This is a genomic window from Pseudopedobacter beijingensis (genome assembly GCF_042678145.1).
Lineage (GTDB): Bacteria > Bacteroidota > Bacteroidia > Sphingobacteriales > Sphingobacteriaceae > Pseudopedobacter > Pseudopedobacter beijingensis.
This window is the reverse complement of the sequence record NZ_JBHUDG010000003.1, coordinates 269524-286602: the sequence shown is the minus strand read 5'-3', so window position 1 is coordinate 286602 and position 17079 is coordinate 269524. Positions and strand designations below refer to the sequence as shown.

The following is a 17079-nucleotide window of genomic DNA, read 5'->3' as shown; positions in this document are numbered from 1 at the left end:
TCATTTCTTCTCCTTCTGGGGAATTTCCGCGGATCTGGTTTGAGTGTTAGTAAAGCGATTCTCAGATTTTAAACGAGAGAGGAGGCTCTATCTGTCTGCGGAGCTAAGTGAAATGTCTCTGCGGGTTAGTCAATAAAAAAGAGTCTCTGACTCGATTTATTAATGAGTTTCAAACTCCTGTTCTTATATAAATGATAGGCAAACAGAGACTGTAAACTAATTCTAAGGATAGGCAAGTCCGTGGGCATTCTTCATAAACTCCTTTTTTAAATAATAGATACAAACTATAATAATAGTAACAAGTCCCGCCATAGTTAAAATAAGATTTGTAGTATCATTATAGATTGACTTGATACCAATGAAGTGGAAGTGTTTCATAAAAAAAACACTTAAATTATTAGTAGCATGAATTATAATGGAAAGCAATAGACTACGTGTATTGTAATAAACCCAACCAGAGAAAATTCCTAGTATACCCCCGGTTACAAATTGCCATGGATTTAAATGAGCTAATCCAAACAGCAGACTCGAAATCAAGATAGATTTAAGTGGAGAATGTTTTCTTAATAGTCCATCCAGTATAATACCTCTGAAAATAAGTTCCTCAAAAATTGGAACCACTATAACAATCAATATAAAAGAAAAAACACCTGTTTGATTTCCAAAGCTCATAAATGTTTTTTGTACAATTTCTGGCATAGGTATTAAATTCACTAATAATTTTACTATTGGAAATATTATACCCAAAAGTAGTGCAATTGTTCCTGTAATGATGAAGGAAAGAATTCGTTTATTCGCAATAATCAGGTTAAATGAATAATCTCTTGTTTTACTTTTTCTGATTGAGTAAATAACGAGTAGAGAAATTCCATATGCAAAAAGGTAACACAATAGTATGGAAACTTCTTTGCTGAGAAATTTGTTTAGGATTAAATTCACAGGATATAATAAAAGAAGTCCTAATATTAAAATACCCGTAATTCCAATACTTTGAGCTACGTTCAGATAATTTTTAATAGTAGATTCTGTCACTGGTTTTATTTGTAATTACTTTGTAAGACAACACTAAATTTAATAAAAAGTGGTGAAAGAAGAGTACTTCGTTCACGGTTTTGCAACCTATGGGTTACGAGTGGGCTTTAATCATTTATATAAATCCCTAATCTGTCCGCAGAGTTAAGTGAAACGTCTCTGCGGATTAAGAAATAAAAGAGAGTTTGAACAGTCGACCAGTTTTAGTGCTATTCTCGCTATCCTGCTAAACCAAAACTCCTTTGTTGGTCCTAATACTTCGGCATTTGTCAAGAGCGGAGTCAAAACATCAGTACAGGCTTTAGGAAGAATCTACTTATAAAAGTAAATATAGATCTAAGAAGAAAAGAAGGTAAATTGCGCTTCGCAAAACCTGCAAAGCACAAGAGTTGTTAGCTATTTTATTCCAGCAGCTGAAGCGTCTGAAGATTTTCTGATTTCATCATCATCCTTAGGATCACAAGAACTCAGAACACCTGCCATTGAAAAGGCTATCATAATTAAAAAAAACTTTTTCATATTGAATGAACTTATTGGTTAATGGAGGTAAATTTAGGGAGTGTATGGAGTCAGGGCAATACCTATTTGTTGGTATTTATAGAGCAGTATCTCATTAAGTGTGTAGGTTGAAAAGTTATTCTGAAAAATTATATTCTTTCTTTTCTATTCAGTAGAGTTGCAGGCGATATACTAAATTGTTTTTTGAAAGCTGTTGAGAAGTGTGATAATGTTTCAAATCCTAAATCCAAATAAATATCCGATGGTTTTTTGTTTTTCTTTTCGATTAAAAAATATGCCTCCTTCAATCGTTTTTTTATGAGCCATCGGTTAGGGGTTTCGTTAAATATGATTTTGAAATCTCTTTTGAAAGCGGATAAACTGCGCCCTGTAAGATAAGCAAAGCGTTCGATGTTTACGTTGAACATAAAATTCTTATTCATAAACGCTTCCAGGTTGATCTTATCGGGAATACCATAATCAAAAAACAAACCTGATAATTCCGGTTTTAATTTCAACAGTATCAACAATAATTCTTCCCGTTTCAAATCTGCAAATGTTTCATCTATCTTTCCAGCTGAATTGTAATAAGGAATTAATGAGCGAATGAAATTTGTCAATAATTCATTCTTGGGAATGTGCATAAACGTTTCGTTTGACCTAAATGCGACTATTCCGGATGCATATCTTTCTTGAAATTTTTTAAGAAACATTTCATCTAAAATGATGAATGTTGTTTTTGCCTGACTGTTCTTTTCCTTACTGTATTTTGATAAACGGTTTTTGCGGATAAGTCCAAAATCGCCTGATTTAAAGGTGTGCATTTTATTTCCGTCATAACATTTAGTAGTTCCTTCTTTTACAAAAAAGAAAGTATGCTCGTAAATAAAATGTTCTCCCGAAATTTCTGAACTTACACAATCAGATGATTTTATCGTTGCCCTCATAATAATTGCAAATTTAAAAATTATGACGCTGCCCAAGCCAAAAATGCAGGCGGATAACGGTCTCCTTTTATTGCACCTTCTTTAAATTCGTTGTTTAAGCACTCCATTTCTTCTCTCGTAAAAATTATTTCCAATGCTTTTAAGTTATCCGCTATCCTTTCAGGTTTTGTCATTCCAACAATGGGAATGATATCGTTCCCCTGATTTAATAACCAAGCCAACGCTACCTGACTGGCAATCATTCCTTTGTTTGCTGAAAATTCTTTTAGCCATTCTACTTTCCGTAGATTATGTTCCAGATTTTCTCCCTGAAATCGGGGAAACATACTTTTGTAATCGTTTGGAGCTAAAGGCAAACGCATTTTACCTGTAAGCAATCCATAATAAAAAGCGGAATACGGAATGATGGCGGTTCCCAACGTTCTTGCTATCGGCAAAATCTCTTTTTCAATAAAACGTGTTGCCAAAGAGTATTCAATTTCCAACGCAGCTACCGGATGAATTTTATTGGCACTTTGTAATTGTTCTGCATTGGCTTCTGACAAACCCAAGTATCGTACTTTCCCTTCATCAATCAAATCCTTGATAGCACCCACTGTTTCCTCAATCGGAATGTTTGGGTCAATACGGCAAGGTTGGTACAGATCAATCTCATCCACACCTAATCGCTTTAGCGAATACGCACAATAATTTTTTATAGCTTTCGGGCTACCGTCCAATCCTATAAAGTGTCCCTCAGGATTGATGACAGCACCAGTTTTAACACTTATGAACACTTCTTTTCTTCTTTGTTTAATGACTTCGCCAATCATTAATTCACTAATTCCACAGCCATAAAAATCGGCGGTATTGATGAAATTAATTCCTGCATCTATTGCTTTGTACAATGTATCAGTAAGCTGCTTTTTGGATTGATTCCATGCTGTCATATTATTAATACCCCAGCTTGTTCCGATAGATATTGCAGAAACTTCCGGACCGTTTTTCCCTAATTTTCTTGTGTTCATTCCTTACTTTATTTCCGTTATAAATTCTTCTTTTGGCGTTCTCCATTTTTTTAGTTTTACTAACCAATCATTTTCTTTATCCCGATATCCAATCGGTAATATGACTACACTTTTCAATCCTGATTGATTAAGCCCGAGAAATTCATCCATTTTGGTGTTGTCAAAACCTTCCATTGGCGTAGCATCTACTTTTTGTTCTGCCGCTGCTGCAATAGCCAAGCCATATGAAATATGTGCTTGTTTTGCAGTATGATTTTCCTGCCACTCTTTTCCTAATGATTCATATAAGTTTAAAAGTCGCTGTTTATAGTCTTCTGAGGAATCAATCGGTAAATTACGTTTAGTGGAAGTATTACGCAGTACATTACCTACTCTTTCATCTGTATATTGATCCCACGCAGCCCACACCAATAAATGAGAACAGTCCGCTATCTGATTTTGATTGAAAGGATGATTGTTGAATACAAAATCTTTTAGTTGTTCAAGTGTTTTCCCATTTTTGACGACAAAAATCTTGTATGGCTGCAATCCAGATGATGAGGGTGCGTATCTTGCAGCTTCTAAAATATAGTCTAATTTTTCCTGAGGAACAGTCTGACCGTCCATACGTTTGGTGGCGTAACGCCATTTCAAATCTTCTAATAAAGCCATTGTGAAAATTATTTTATACTGCAAAGTTCGGTACAAAAAATCCAAATAACTTTCCTGAAAAGTCCAAAGTTTGTTTTCTGAAAAGTCCAGATATTTGGGGAGAAAAGAAAACGTATTGTTTTTGGATAGCGAGGACTTCTTTATTGGCTTACGGGGTTTTATACGTGCTGCGTATTGACAATGAACGGGATTTAGCACTGAACTTTAATCGAAGAACACAAGTTGAATTTTGTACTTCCCTTGATACGAAACCGCTCCGTCCTCCTATTGCCAATATAATGTTAGTCGCTGCTCTTTTTATTTACATTCTGTTGAAATTCTGTTGCCCATTGGTTCATTTGGTCAAGCAAGGGTTTCATTGTTAAACCCTCTTTTGTCAAGCTGTATTCAACTGTTATCGGAACGGTATTGAATGTTTGGCGATTTACAATTCCTGCGGCTTCTAAGTCTTTTAATTCTTTGATGAGCATTTTGGCTGAGATTCCTTCTATTTCTCGTTCCAATTCTTTAAAACGTTTCTTGCCAAAATACAGTATTGAAAGAATATGCAATTTCCATTTTCCACCCAAAACTTGCAAGATAAATTGTAAGGATTCTACGTTATTTACACATTTTTTCATTTTTATTTTCGATTTATGTGATTGATTATCAATTATGATAACTTTTAGGTTATTAGTATACTTTATTGTAACTACTTTCAAAAGTATATTATTAGGTTTACATTTACAAATCGAAACGAAAAATTATGTTGAAAGGAAGAACAATATTAATTACAGGTGGTGGTTCTGGAATTGGTGAAGCACTAACAAACAAGTTGTCAAACGACAACAAAATAATTATTTGCGGAAGAAATGAAGATAAACTTAAAAAGGTTGTCGCTGCAAATAAGAATGTGTCCTATTATGTTGCCGATATTTCTGTTGCCAGCGAAATTGATGAACTTTTTAAAAGGATAAAATCAGACGGAATTGTCTTAGATGTTTTGTTCAATAACGCAGGTATCGTTGAGCAATGGAATATTACCAAATCTACCTTGTCTTCTACTCAAATTTTTGAAAAGATAAACACCAATTTGTCGGGCGCTATTGCGATTACGCAACAGTTTGTCAGCCAGGCAAACAAAACTATGGATAATGTAATGGTAAATATCAGCTCTACAGTTGCAATCTTTCCTTTTTCTGCTTTAGGTCTGTATTCCACGTCCAAGTCAGGTTTGAGCACATTTACAAAAATGATACGGCAACAACTGAAAGGAACAAATTTCAAAGTTGTTGAAATTCTTCCGTCCCAAGTAGAAACTGAAATGCCGAAAAAAGTAGGATTTACCTCAAAAGGTGTAAATGTTCAGGATTTTGCAAGTAAAACGATTAAGGCAATTAATAAAGGAAAAACAGAATACTCACCTGACCCGAATGTTTTCATGCTTAAATTTTTTAATAGACTGTTACCCAAAAGTAGCTTGTTGAATATGGCTGATAAAATCGGTAAACGAATATTGAAAGGATAATAGGACACTGTATCTTCTTTGTAATAGTCTTTTCCTCGTTTGAGTCTTTTAACGGGTGACTTAAGTGCCTTTATCAAGCTGAGGACTCTGTCCGGCAATAGTTCGTTGCCATATCCTCTGTACGGGTAACAATCCATTCTCTTCTTTATAAGAATCTATTACACTACTATATTTATAGTTTGCTGCTTCTCAAGCTATCCTTGAAGATAATGCCGATAACGGGTTGCCATATTTAAAGTTAATATTTTATGGCTAACAATTAGCGTTTTTACCGGACGGAGTCCTGGGTATCCATAAGGCATTTAAGTGATTTTATCAAAACACTTAAACGAGGAGGCGAGTATCCGAACTATATTGTCGATTTCTCGATAATGAAGCTCAGCGCCGGGTCTTTGGTTGTTTTACAGAATGCAGTAGCAGTGCAAACGGGTAGTTCCTTGGATATTACCTGGATGGGGTNGGATAGTATTGCAATACTATTGCTATACACCTGCTATACCTATCCTGTACTCTTTTTATACCCATTGTATAGGCATTTATCTCTGTTTTAGTAAAGAAACAGTATAGAAATAGTATAGCCATAGTATAGAAATACTTAGGCAAGCCCTTATCTCATATTATGCAGATGAGTTCCCTGTGCCAGTATTTGTATATTTCTTTTCCATTATTAACCGAAGTTAATTAGCTCTAAAGAGGTCAAAGTAGTCCAAAACAGCCTAAAAGAGGTCAAAATTTTAGTTACAGGGCAGTAGGGGCTATGTTTGGTTTAAATGGACACCACCGAAGGAGTCCGCATTGTTAAACCAAAAACAAATGTTATGGGATTTTACAAAAAAGGAGCCAATGGCAATGTGCTTGGCAAATTCGGATCGGTAATAGGAAGCCGCTGGCGTGGCAAACATTACCTTAAGGGCTTACCCGAAAGAAGTAGCAAAGGGCCTTCAGAAGATCAGATCGCACACCGGGCCAAGTTTGCTATGTGCAGCAAGTATTTGCAACCAATTAAAGAGATTTTAAATGTGGGTTATCGGGACAAGACCATGAAAAGAATGTCGGCCTATAACCTGGCGTCCAGACTGTTGCTGAATGAATGTATTACCGGCGAGTATCCGAACTATATTGTCGATTTCTCGATAATGAAGCTAAGCGCCGGGTCTTTGGTTGTTTTACAGAATGCAGTAGCAGTGCAAACGGGTAGTTCATTGGATATTACCTGGATGGGGCTGTACAACGGAATCAATTGTTTTAAGGACGATATGGTGTTTGTTGTGCTATACTCCGAAACAAAGGATTATTACCTGCCTTATCTGGATGGTATCCGGGAAGACCTGAGCTATAGTGTAGATATCTCTGGCTTTGAAGTTGGCGAGAAGTACCACGTTTGGGTTTTCTGTAGCTCACGAAACAATCTTGCGGTTTCAAATACGCAGTATCTGGGAGCTTTTGAGAAAGCTTAGCCGTGTATGTTTCAAAAAATGTTTAATTGAAAACCCCTCTGCTACATGTGTAATGGAGGGGTTTTGTTTATACTTGTCTGAACCACTGATTTAAAAGATTGAAAGATTTCACTGAACCTTTTGTTCTATAAAAATTAAAATCTGTGTGCTCTGCTAAACCTGATTTAATCCGTGATTCTGACAATAGGAAGGGATGAGGATTTTGCCTCTCCTCGTTTTAAGGCTTCTAACGGATGACTTAAATGTTTTTATAAAACTGAGGACTCCGTCCGGTAATAATTTGCTGCTTCTCAAGCTATCCTTGAAAATAATATCGATAACGGGTTGCCATTTTAAAGTTAATATTTTATGGCTGTTTTTACCGAACGGAGTCCTGGGGATCCATAAGGTATTTAAGTGATTTTATCAGGATACTTAAATGAGGAGGGGAGCAAAACAGTCAACTCACCACAAAAGTTGATGCGAGGTAGAATGTTCAATGTACCTCTTAACCCGCCATTGCACCAAACGCCTGTTATGTGGCGTTATTTCATTAATGTCTCGTCAATAAAGAACAGCATTTCTTGATTTGCTTCAATAAAGGAAGAATTTNAAACAATCTTGCGGTTTCAAATACGCAGTATCTGGGAGCTTTTGAGAAAGCTTAGCCGTGTATGTTTCAAAAAATGTTTAATTGAAAACCCCTCTGCTACATGTGTTAATGGAGGGGTTTTATGTTTTTTCTTTTTGATGCTTTATTGATTTTAGCTTGTATAAGGTTGTAAGCAAAGCCCTGGCTAAAGCAGCTTTATTATTGGCAGAAGTAGGTTTTGCTTATACTTGTCTGAACCACTGATTTAAAAGATTGAAAGATTTCACTGAACCTTTTGTTCTATAAAAACCAAAATCTGTGTGCTCTGCTAATCCTGATTTAATCCGTGATTCTGACAATAGGAGGGGATGAGGATTTTACCTTTCCTTGTTTAAGTCTTCTAACGGATGACTTAAATGTTTTTATAAAACTGAGGACTCCGTCCGGTAATAGTTTGCTGCTTCTCAAGCTATCCTTGAAAATAATATCGATAACGGGTTGCTGTATTTAAAGTTAATATTTTATGGCTAACAATTAGTGTTTTACCGGACGGAGTCCTGGGTATCCATAAGGGATTTAAGTGATCTTATCAGGATACTAAAATGAGGAGGGGAGCAAAACTGTCAACTCACCACAAAAGTTGATGCGAGGTAGAATGTTCAATGTACCTCTTAACCCGTCATTGCGCCAAACGCCTGTTATGTGGAGTTATTTCATTAATGTCTCGTCAATAAAGAACAGCATTTCTTGATTTGCTTCAATAAAGGAAGAATTCAGTATGTTCTTCGCTGTTATATAACCTCCTGTATTTGGTCGAGAAGCTGTTTTTAATATATCCTTTACTTTCTTTATCTCGTTATTATTCCTATAGTCATATATTTTCACTGCATACGCTGTAACTGCATTCCATTTTCCCTCAGGAAAAACGCCGTAAGAAAAATTTCCACCTACACTACCAATTCCAACTTTAACGTCAGCTCCAAACGCTGCGTGATATGCCGAAATTCCTATTTTGACTGTAATTCTATTATTAGCGGGGTCTTTATAGTATTGGTTTGAGTTTAAAACATTTATTGTCGTTGCTGGATAAGTTTGTCTTATAAAGTCTGTCAATTTGTTAATGGTTCCGTCTGCAGTACATTCAATTTTTGATTTTGGAGTTAGAATTCTTCCGTCAAATACCACCAAATCTATTGTGTCTTTTTCTAAAAAGTCTTGTCTTGGAGTAGCAATTTGGTCTTTGGGACACCAAACGTATAGTTTTTGAGCGAACAAATTTCCGGTCGTTAAAATCAATGTGATTAACAAAAGTCTAATTTTCATAGTGATGTTCTTTATGTCGTTTGTCTGTTTATAATGCCACATAACGGTTTGGGGCTTGGCGTCAGTGGCGGAAATTGAAGCGAGAAGTTTCAATTTAGTGACACGGTAAGCAAAAGCCAATTCATTGAATAAATTTAAGAAAAAAGTCAATATAATTGGCTTTTGCGGAATAGAAAGCCGAAACTTTCAATTATCACTTAAACCCGCCATTGCGCCAAACTCTTGTTATATGCAGTTTTTATATATTTCATCAAGTAGTTTTGTCAGTTTAGTAAAGTCATAATTGTCATTGCTGTTCTTTATGACTTTAAAGGCTCTTACATAGTCGTCCTTATTTTCAAGTGAACCTTGATAAGCGTCTAAATCTTTATTATAACTTGTCCACCTTATTATTGGGGTTGATTTTGTTAAGTCTAAAAAGCATTCAATTGCTACTGCCTTTCCATTTATGTTTTCATTCGTTTCTCCTGTTGGGCCAGCTGTTAAGAAATTATTGAATTCTTCAAGTTCTGGGAGTTTCATAATTTTCATTTGGTTTGGCAAATTAAGCTTATTTGTCTTATTGTATTTGTCTATACCTTCTACATCATTGTCAAACAGTACAAGAGTTTTATTCTGAATTCTTATGCTCGCCAAACCCTGACAGAAACGATACAAATTTCCAGTACCAGTAAATGGATAATTGTCTTCCATATCCACGAATGTAAAGAAGTCTAAAATGTCAGGTCTCAAAAGTTCCAAAGACTTTCTTATAATAAATGTATCGGAGCTGCCTTCAGTTACAATTAGAAATTTATCAGCTTCTTCAACTCCTACAAAAATCTCATTATCATTTGTCCAACCTCCGTCAATGACATCTTGGGTTCTCCACTCCAAGTTCATTTTTAAGTTGTTCGGATTTTCTATAAGTAACCGAAGTGTAAAAAGTGAGTCAAGGTTTTCAAAATATGCACCAATATCGTTGTCCTTTATATCGATATGGTTTTTTAGATCTTTGAATGTTTCATTTAGAAAAATATTCTCAATAACATATTCTCCCAAATCGTAGTCGCCATCCTCTTTTTTGTTTTTATAGTCCTTGATATTAATTCTTGAAAAGATTTCCAACATCGTTTCAAAACTTATATCGGGTTGTTCTAGGTAATCTGGATAATTGTCATTGTGTTGTTGAAAATGGTTATTTAAATTTTTAAGTGAATAACCTAACAATTCTAGTCTGCTTTTAACACGTCCTAATGATGTTGAGTAGCCGGGCTTTAAAATCACTTCATCATCAGCGTAATAATAGGGAATGTTTTTTTTGTCTGACGGTAGAAAAAGTTTTGAATAATCTCTAAAACCAAAGTTTTTACCCCAGTCAAGTTCTAATTCTCCTACCCCCAAAGATATGTATGAACCCATTGCTTTTCGTCTGTCTTAAAATTGCATATAACTTATATATGTCTCATAAACTGGTACATATTTATTAAATATATAAATTTTATAAATCATCAAAAGGACTTTTCATATTTTGCAAACCTTTCCTTGTTTAAGTCTTCCAACGGATGACTAAATGTTTTTATAAAACTGGGGACTCCGTCAGGTAATAGTTTGCTGCCACGTTCTCTGTATGGGTAACCATCCATTCTCTTCATTACAAAAAACTATCCATTTATAATGCTAACAACTTCTTCCACATGATCTCATCAACCGGTATTCCCTCTTTTTGGTTTTGCCGTCTGGTTTGCAAAGTCTTTTCGCCCGGATAGTAAATAGCTTCACCTTCGATAGGTTGTACACCTTTAGTATAATCCAGAATTTTATTGGCAATGTCCTCGTAATTGGAATTTAGATTTGGGTCGATACAGATAAATACCTGAGAAATATTGGTTTCGCTTTTACTGGATGTAATTTCTCCTGTGGTTTGCCCATCGCTCAGGATACTAACCAGCAAATCCAGCATAATAGCCAATCCCGATCCTTTCCACATTCCTACAGGTAAGGTTCTTTTTGTTATTCTGATAGCCACAGGATCTTTACTTAGATTTCCATTCTGGTCATAGCCGCCATAAAAACCAAGTTCTTGGTGTCTTAACTCGGCTTCCTGCATTTTTCCGTAAGAGTATTGGGATAGTGCCATATCCAGTACAATATGCCCTTCTTTCCGCGGAACGGCTATAATTAAAGGGTTGTTACCAACGGCAGGTGCTTTTGCTCCCCATGGAGGCATAATGGCAATGGTATTGGTAAAATTAATGCCTATACAACCTGCCTCGGCAGCTTGCCAGCCATAAGCACCGCCACGCATCCAATGGTTGGTACGCTTTAAGGCTACACAGCCCATTCCGTTCTTTTTTGCCAGTTCAATGGCCCTTTGCATACATACTTTGGCATTTAGCATACCGGGCCCTAATTGCCCGTCCCATTGCTCTATTACCCCAAAGCTTTTTATCAGTTTGGGCTCTGCATTTTTATCTACCCAGCCTTTCTTAACATAATCAACAAATACGGGAAAGCGGTTTAATCCGTGTGAATATACACCGTCTAGACTGTTGCTGGTAAATATTTCTGCTATGGATTTAGCCTTTATAGGGTCAAATGCTAAGGATAGTAAAACTCTTTCGAACTGTTTGAATAATTCGGTGTAGGGAACTTTAGTCATGGCAATTAGATTTGTTGGACTGGATGGACTAATCTAAGGAAATTTTAAATGATTTGATATAATTTTTGACAGCGGACTCAGATAGTCTTACTTTTGCCCTGTGTTTTTGATTGGTACACAGAGAAATGAGGAATAAAATATTCGCTTACCATTATATTAAATTATTGGTAACATCCCTTCTGATTGGTTTTATATGTTCTATACTAGCTGAATCCCTGAAACATTTAACGGAACATTTTGAAGAGAGTGTGTTTGAATGGATAAAGCCTAACTACCCGATATTGCTTTTTATATTGCCATCGGTAGGTATTACCATTATTTATTTTCTTAGGAAATATGCTTTTAAGAATAGGAAAAACAAGGGTATAACGGAAATTTATAAAACGCTTGATCAGCGGAAAGATCACTTGCCTTTTTTTAAGCTTCCTTCGCATTATATAAACGGTTTTTTAACGGTGATTTTTGGAGGGTCTACAGGGATAGAGGTCTCTACGGTAGTTGCTACTGCTACGGTGGGAAATGTGGCTTATAAAAAGGAAATGGGGGCTTATGCTTTTAAAAGAGAGATGATTTGTGCAGGGGTTACTGCGGGAGTTGCTGTCTTGTTTGCCAGTCCTATTGCCGGTTGGTTATTTGCTATGGAGGTTATTGCCAGAAAAATCAATAAATCTCTGATTATAAGCTGTACGGCATCGGCAATTGCGGCGGCATTGTTTATTTACTTTTTTGATGGGCATACCTTATTGCCTTTTTCTATTGAAAACTGGAAGTGGTCTGCTTTTCCTTTTTTCTTTCTTTTGAGTTTAATGGGAGGTGCCCTGGCTGTGTTTTTTACGCTGACTGTTATTAAGGTTAAGGATGGATTTGCTAAAATAAACAACAATTTTATTCGTGTAAACCTGGGAGCTATTGCGGTGGGTACGCTCATTTATTTTCTGCCATTTTTGTTTGGAGATAGCTATCACGGATTAAAGGATATACTGGCTCAATCTTTAGAAACTAAGATGAGTGATTCGTTTATGTTCACTCTGCTGCTATTGGTTTCTTTAAAACCCATCGTTTCTTCTTTAACCTTGGGTGCGGGTGGCGATGGTGGCGTTTTTGCACCCAGTATTGTGGCGGGAGCTGTGTTGGGTGTGCTGTTTGCGGGTTTGTGTAATAAGTTTTTGGGGACGCATCTGTTGGTGTTGAATTTTGCTTTGGTTGGGGCTGCGGCTACTTTATCTGCTGCTATTCATGCGCCATTAACCGCTCTGTTTTTGGTTTGTAACCTTGTCCCCAACGGATTTAATTTGTTTGTACCGCTACTTTTAGCTGCCTTTGTGGCAAAAGCTTTTGCCGCATTTTTGTTGCCGTATAATGTTTATACTTATAAACTGGTGCCAGAAAAGAAGACTGAGTAGTATTGCAATCTTTAGGGAGGATAACGGCTTCTGATAAAATGTATACCATCAAAATTTAGGGGGTATTACTGTATTTTGGTATATACAGATCTAAAATGCTGGGAGTAAACCTAAAGTAAAACCACAGTAAGCCAATAAGAGAAATGAGTGTTGTTTTCTTTTTGAGCAATAAAAAATAAATGTTTGTTAATTGTTTAAAAATATTTAACAATTTTTATCTGTTTGTTTTCTTTTAATCTTTTATTTTTGAGAGAGATAGATTGTCATATTCAGAAACCTGCTTATTTAAATTTATAAACCAAATCCCTCTTAAGTATGAAAACAACCATTTTGGTTTTTGTCTTTTCAATTTTTGCTCTTTATGCACTTGGGCAAAATCCTTATCTGGTAAAGGGATTTGTTATAGATCCTGCGGAGAACATCAGACTGGAGAATACGAGTATTTTGGTTATAAATGCTAAAGATTCTACATTGTTGAATTTTACGAGGGCAGACAATAATGGTAATTTCACGGTAGATAATTTAAAACAGGGTGATTTTATTCTTTTGCTGTCTTATCCGGGGTATGCAGATTATAGCGAACCGTTTAAACTGGATTCGATAAATAAGAGCATAGATTTTGGCAAAGTGGATATGATCTTAAAGGCTAGATTACTGGCCGAAGTGTTGGTGAAGGGAACTGCAAATGCAATTACTATAAAAGGTGATACCACCGAATTTAATGCGGCTGCTTATGCTATACAGCCCAACTCTAAAGTAGAAGATCTGATTAAACAGTTTCCGGGTATAGAGGTGGATAAAGATGGTAAAATTACCGCCCATGGCGAAACTGTAACAAAGGTACTGGTGGACGGTGAGGAGTTTTTTGGTGATGACCCTACTTTGGTTACCAAAAATTTAAGGGCGGATATGGTAGATAAAGTTCAGCTCTATGACAAAAAAAGTGATCAGGCGACTTTTACGGGAATAGATGATGGAATAAAGGACAAAACTCTAAATATTAAATTAAAAGAAGATAAGAAGAAAGGCTATTTCGGAAAATTGAGTGCCGGTGTTGCTAAAGGTTATTACGAACAACAGGCTATGGCAAATCTTTTTACTGCCCGACAGAAATTATCTGTTTACGGAACAAATAGTAATACTTCTACCACTGGCTTGAATTGGAAAGACAATCAACGTTTTGGCGAATCAAATACTTCATTTAGCGATGATGGTTATATGATTAGTTCTGGCAACAGAGACGATATATCGTATAATGGACAGGGAATTCCCGAAACACGCTCTGCAGGGGCTAATTATGAGAATAAATGGGATAATAATAAAAAGACTTTCAACCTGAATTATAAGTTGGGGGACATGGATATCAATGGCTATAGGGATAATCTTAATCAAAGAAATCTACCATCGGGTATTACGCAAAGCAACAGCCATAATGTATTTAGAAACTATTTGTCCAGACAGAGGCTCAATGCTACTTTCACAAATAAAATAGATTCTACATCGACGTTAAAGCTGGCAGTTTCGGCGGGGACAAAGAATACACAATCTAATGATGATTATGATGCTGAAACCTATAAAAATAGTGAGATATTGCAGAACAGAAATAAAAGAACGGTTGATAACAGTGGGGATCAGCAAAATATAGAGGCTAATGTTTTATGGAATAAAAAGCTTAAAAAACAACGTCGTACTGTATCTATCAACGCTTCTATTGCCTATGATAAGAATAATTCAGAAGGTTATTTAAACTCGGAAAACATATTCTATAATCCGAGCTCTACGGATGTGAATCTGGTTATAGACAGTACAGTAAATATCAATCAATTAAAACTCAATAATTCTGAGGGAACTAATTTTAATACTAACATAGCTTATACGGAACCTATAACTAAAGCTCTTTCGCTGGTGTTTAATTATCGGTTTGGGCTGAATAACAGGATATCTAATAAGCAGTCTCTCAATCAATCAGCATCGGGAAGGTACGATCAATTAGATTCTTTGTATAGTAATGATTTCGAGTTGCAGGAGTATTCTAATCAGGCAGGAGCTATATTCAATTATAAAAAAGATAAAACTACCTTGAATTTTGGGACCAAGGTAGCTCATGTGGACTTTAATCAGATCGATACCTACACAAATACCAGGTATGATAGAAACTTTATCAATCTTAATCCACAAGTCAATTATCAATATAAATTTAGTAATCAGAAAAGTTTTAGGGTTGATTATAATGGAGCGAGTAGGCAACCGGGTATTTATGATATACAACCTATTCGTAACAATACGGATCCTTTAAATATTTACATCGGAAACCCGTCATTAAAGCCTTCTTTTAATCACAGATGGAATGCTTCGTATAATACATACAAAGTTATAAACAGTAGGTATTTCTTCATCAATGGATCTTATAGCCTTACAGAAAATTCTATTGTAAATAGATCGACTACGGACTCGGTAGGGAAAACTACTTATCAGTCTATTAATCTAAATGATAAGCGACCAAGTAATTACAATATGTATTTCAATTTTTTAAAAAAAATTGGTGCTATTAATGGAGGATTTGGAGGAGGTTTAAGCGGAAATACCTATTATAACTATGTAAATGGACAGCTTAATAAAGGTGTTTCAAACAGCTACTTTGTCTCTCTGAATGCATCTGCTTACAGGGAATCTAAATATGATTTTTACGTAACGTTGGGGCCAAGATACAGAACGGGATACTCCAGCCTTCAAAAGAATGTTAATAATAATGGATGGGAATTGTTTAACCGGGCAGCTTTCAATGTTTATCTGCCTTTAAATTTCGAATTTGGGGCAGACGGGGAATACCAATATCAGCAAAAAACATCGTCATTTGACAGTTCATTTCAACGAACAATTATCAATTCGAGCATCCGTAAAAAATTCTTTAAAGAGAAAAATTTAGTAGCGTCCGTTTCTGTTAGGGATTTATTGAATCAGAATGTTGGATTCAATCGTTCGGCTTATGATAACTCTATATCTCAAAGCAGTTATAATACCATTAAAAGATATTTTATGTTTTCTTTAATATGGGATTTTAATAAAATGGGGATAGGTAGTAAAATTAAAACACCAACAAAAGAAACTGAATAATGAAAAAGCCACATATCATTTTTATCTTATTGATGTTGCTGTGTTGCAATATTTTTGCTCAGCATAGCCGATTTGCTACTCAGGGAGAAATACAGTTTGAAAAGAAAATCAATATGCATGCCATGTTTCGTATGTCGATGAATAAAAACAACGAGGTGTATTTGCAAAAGATGTTTGATGAATATAAATCTAAACATCCGCAGTTTGTTACTCTAAAAAGTACTTTGTTGTTTTCTAATCAGACTACCTTTTTTAAGCCTATTAAAGACGAAGATAACTCGCTGGCTTTTGTTAGAAACTCTCCGGGAGTAGAACAGATCAATATTATCCAAACAGATCTAAAAAATAAGACCAGCATTATCCAAAAGTCAATTTTTGAGGAAGTTTATTTGGTAAAAGACAGTTTTCGTAAGATTAACTGGAAGATTACAAGTGAAACGCGTGAAATAGCAGGTTATCCGTGTCGCAGAGCCAATGCAGTGATAATGGATTCTATTTATGTGGTTGCTTTCTATACTGATAAAATTCCTGTATCGGGAGGGCCTGAATCTTTTACAGGTTTGCCGGGGATGATTTTAGGGGTTGCTTTGCCGCATGAGCATATGACCTGGTTTGCAACGTCTGTTAAAGATATGCCTGTTGCTTCATCCTCTTTTCAAATGCCTGCAAAGGGTAAAAGCATAGATAATAAAACCTTACAGACAACTTTAGAGAATGTTTTTAAACAATGGGGAACAGTGGCTACAAGGTATTTGAGGTTCTATTTGATGTAGTTACTAGTTGTTTCTGCATAGAGAAGGTGTTCTTCCTTACAAAATTCACATTCAAAAGCTGATACTCTATGATGGTGATATACATCATGAAATAATAATTGAAAGATTTTTCTATTTCTGCTTAATGAATATGTTGTTTTGGGTAAAAGGCCTTA

The 17079-nt window shown here is 35.6% G+C and carries 14 protein-coding genes; 5 read left to right on the top strand and 9 right to left on the bottom strand.

The annotated features are described in order from the left end of the window. Positions 1–222: 222 nt before the first annotated feature. The 6 genes from ACFSAH_RS03085 to ACFSAH_RS03060 form a co-directional block, all read right to left on the bottom strand. Positions 223–1032, bottom strand: coding sequence for a CPBP family intramembrane glutamic endopeptidase (locus ACFSAH_RS03085; RefSeq protein ID WP_379661228.1), 810 nt, complete (start codon positions 1030–1032; stop codon positions 223–225). 396 nt (positions 1033–1428) lie between these two features. Then, the gene (locus ACFSAH_RS03080) at positions 1429–1551 is read right to left on the bottom strand and encodes a hypothetical protein (protein ID WP_379661227.1); all 123 of its coding nucleotides are present in this window, start codon (positions 1549–1551) and stop codon (positions 1429–1431) included. Between the two features lie 128 nt (positions 1552–1679). Then, positions 1680–2477, bottom strand: coding sequence for a helix-turn-helix domain-containing protein (locus ACFSAH_RS03075; RefSeq protein ID WP_379661226.1), 798 nt, complete (start codon positions 2475–2477; stop codon positions 1680–1682). A 20-nt stretch (positions 2478–2497) separates the two neighbouring features. Beyond that, complete coding sequence (locus ACFSAH_RS03070) at positions 2498–3484, bottom strand: aldo/keto reductase (RefSeq protein WP_379661225.1); 987 nt, start codon at positions 3482–3484, stop codon at positions 2498–2500. 3 nt (positions 3485–3487) lie between these two features. Then, positions 3488–4135: an NAD(P)H-dependent oxidoreductase gene (locus ACFSAH_RS03065; RefSeq protein WP_379661224.1), complete on the bottom strand. Its 648-nt coding sequence runs from the start codon at positions 4133–4135 to the stop codon at positions 3488–3490. 281 nt (positions 4136–4416) lie between these two features. Then, positions 4417–4836 (bottom strand): winged helix-turn-helix transcriptional regulator, encoded by a 420-nt coding sequence (locus ACFSAH_RS03060; protein WP_379661223.1) that lies wholly within the window; start codon positions 4834–4836, stop codon positions 4417–4419. A 44-nt stretch (positions 4837–4880) separates the two neighbouring features. Here ACFSAH_RS03060 and ACFSAH_RS03055 point away from each other — a divergent pair, with 44 nt between their 5' ends. After that, the gene (locus tag ACFSAH_RS03055) at positions 4881–5642 is read left to right on the top strand and encodes an SDR family NAD(P)-dependent oxidoreductase (protein WP_379661222.1); all 762 of its coding nucleotides are present in this window, start codon (positions 4881–4883) and stop codon (positions 5640–5642) included. A gap of 818 nt (positions 5643–6460) precedes the next feature. Beyond that, entirely contained in the window at positions 6461–7099 is a 639-nt protein-coding gene (locus tag ACFSAH_RS03050; RefSeq protein ID WP_379661221.1) for a DUF6266 family protein, read from the top strand. Positions 7100–8378: 1279 nt separating this feature from the next. Here the strand turns inward: ACFSAH_RS03050 and ACFSAH_RS03045 are convergent. The 3 genes from ACFSAH_RS03045 to yiaK form a co-directional block, all read right to left on the bottom strand. Then, positions 8379–8993 carry a hypothetical protein gene (locus ACFSAH_RS03045; RefSeq protein WP_379661220.1) on the bottom strand — a complete coding sequence of 205 codons (615 nt, stop codon included), beginning with the start codon at positions 8991–8993 and terminating at the stop codon, positions 8379–8381. 225 nt (positions 8994–9218) lie between these two features. Beyond that, positions 9219–10394, bottom strand: coding sequence for a HEPN/Toprim-associated domain-containing protein (locus ACFSAH_RS03040; protein ID WP_379661219.1), 1176 nt, complete (start codon positions 10392–10394; stop codon positions 9219–9221). A gap of 250 nt (positions 10395–10644) precedes the next feature. Beyond that, positions 10645–11634 carry a 3-dehydro-L-gulonate 2-dehydrogenase gene (yiaK, locus tag ACFSAH_RS03035; protein WP_379661218.1) on the bottom strand — a complete coding sequence of 330 codons (990 nt, stop codon included), beginning with the start codon at positions 11632–11634 and terminating at the stop codon, positions 10645–10647. 125 nt (positions 11635–11759) lie between these two features. Here yiaK and ACFSAH_RS03030 point away from each other — a divergent pair, with 125 nt between their 5' ends. From ACFSAH_RS03030 to ACFSAH_RS03020, 3 genes are all read left to right on the top strand, one after another. Continuing rightward, positions 11760–13037, top strand: coding sequence for a chloride channel protein (locus tag ACFSAH_RS03030; protein ID WP_379661217.1), 1278 nt, complete (start codon positions 11760–11762; stop codon positions 13035–13037). Between the two features lie 315 nt (positions 13038–13352). Then, positions 13353–16151, top strand: coding sequence for an outer membrane beta-barrel family protein (locus tag ACFSAH_RS03025; protein ID WP_379661216.1), 2799 nt, complete (start codon positions 13353–13355; stop codon positions 16149–16151). After that, a complete protein-coding gene (locus ACFSAH_RS03020) occupies positions 16151–16924 on the top strand; it encodes a GLPGLI family protein (RefSeq protein ID WP_379661215.1) in 774 nt (257 codons plus the stop codon). The genes ACFSAH_RS03025 and ACFSAH_RS03020 overlap by 1 nt, the downstream gene beginning before the upstream one ends. Positions 16925–17079: the final 155 nt, after the last annotated feature.

Coding starts and splice junctions, on each gene's coding strand:
- ACFSAH_RS03080 (WP_379661227.1), bottom strand. CDS start 1,551: ATGAAAAAGTTTTTTTTAATTATGATAGCCTTTTCAATGGCAGGTGTT.
- ACFSAH_RS03075 (WP_379661226.1), bottom strand. CDS start 2,477: ATGAGGGCAACGATAAAATCATCTGATTGTGTAAGTTCAGAAATTTCG.
- ACFSAH_RS03070 (WP_379661225.1), bottom strand. CDS start 3,484: ATGAACACAAGAAAATTAGGGAAAAACGGTCCGGAAGTTTCTGCAATA.
- ACFSAH_RS03065 (WP_379661224.1), bottom strand. CDS start 4,135: ATGGCTTTATTAGAAGATTTGAAATGGCGTTACGCCACCAAACGTATG.
- ACFSAH_RS03055 (WP_379661222.1), top strand. CDS start 4,881: ATGTTGAAAGGAAGAACAATATTAATTACAGGTGGTGGTTCTGGAATT.
- ACFSAH_RS03050 (WP_379661221.1), top strand. CDS start 6,461: ATGGGATTTTACAAAAAAGGAGCCAATGGCAATGTGCTTGGCAAATTC.
- ACFSAH_RS03045 (WP_379661220.1), bottom strand. CDS start 8,993: ATGAAAATTAGACTTTTGTTAATCACATTGATTTTAACGACCGGAAAT.
- ACFSAH_RS03040 (WP_379661219.1), bottom strand. CDS start 10,394: ATGGGTTCATACATATCTTTGGGGGTAGGAGAATTAGAACTTGACTGG.
- yiaK (WP_379661218.1), bottom strand. CDS start 11,634: ATGACTAAAGTTCCCTACACCGAATTATTCAAACAGTTCGAAAGAGTT.
- ACFSAH_RS03030 (WP_379661217.1), top strand. CDS start 11,760: ATGAGGAATAAAATATTCGCTTACCATTATATTAAATTATTGGTAACA.
- ACFSAH_RS03025 (WP_379661216.1), top strand. CDS start 13,353: ATGAAAACAACCATTTTGGTTTTTGTCTTTTCAATTTTTGCTCTTTAT.
- ACFSAH_RS03020 (WP_379661215.1), top strand. CDS start 16,151: ATGAAAAAGCCACATATCATTTTTATCTTATTGATGTTGCTGTGTTGC.